The 443-nt window shown below is 51.2% G+C and carries 2 protein-coding genes; both read left to right on the forward strand.

The annotated features are described in order from the left end of the window. Positions 1–203: dTDP-4-dehydrorhamnose 3,5-epimerase family protein (locus DVK00_RS21015; RefSeq protein ID WP_147435956.1), on the forward strand; the 203-nt coding region annotated here is incomplete at its 5' end. Then, a partial coding sequence (locus DVK00_RS21020) for an ABC transporter permease (RefSeq protein WP_158598840.1) occupies positions 203–443 on the forward strand: 241 nt, incomplete at its 3' end. The genes DVK00_RS21015 and DVK00_RS21020, both read left to right, overlap by 1 nt.

Consider the following 443-nt stretch of genomic DNA (forward strand, 5'->3'; position numbering starts at 1 on the left):
GTTTTGCCCATGGATTCGTGGTTGTCTCTGAAACTGCTGAGTTTATCTACAAGACTACTGATTACTACGCCCCCGCTTATGAGCGCTGTCTCCTCTGGAATGATGTCGAACTCAACATTGCCTGGCCCGCAGGAATTCTCCCCATCCTTTCCGCCAAGGATGCGCAAGGCAAATCCTTGGCGGAAGCAGAGGCATTTATCTGATGCGCCAGTTTTCTGCAACACTGTTCGAAATGATCGCGAGTATCTCGCGTAACCGTGGGCTCATACAAACCTCTGCAAAGCGCGAGGTGCTTGGGCGTTATCGCGGCTCTACTCTTGGCCTGTTGTGGTCGTTCTTCAACCCGCTTCTAATGCTGGTTGTATATACCTTCGTCTTCAGCGAAGTCTTTAAGGCCCGCTGGAGTGCGGGTAGCGAATCTAAAACCGAATTTGCACTTGTGC

Source organism: Haloarcula sp. Atlit-47R (genome assembly GCF_003665985.1).
GTDB lineage: Archaea > Halobacteriota > Halobacteria > Halobacteriales > Haloarculaceae > Haloarcula > Haloarcula taiwanensis.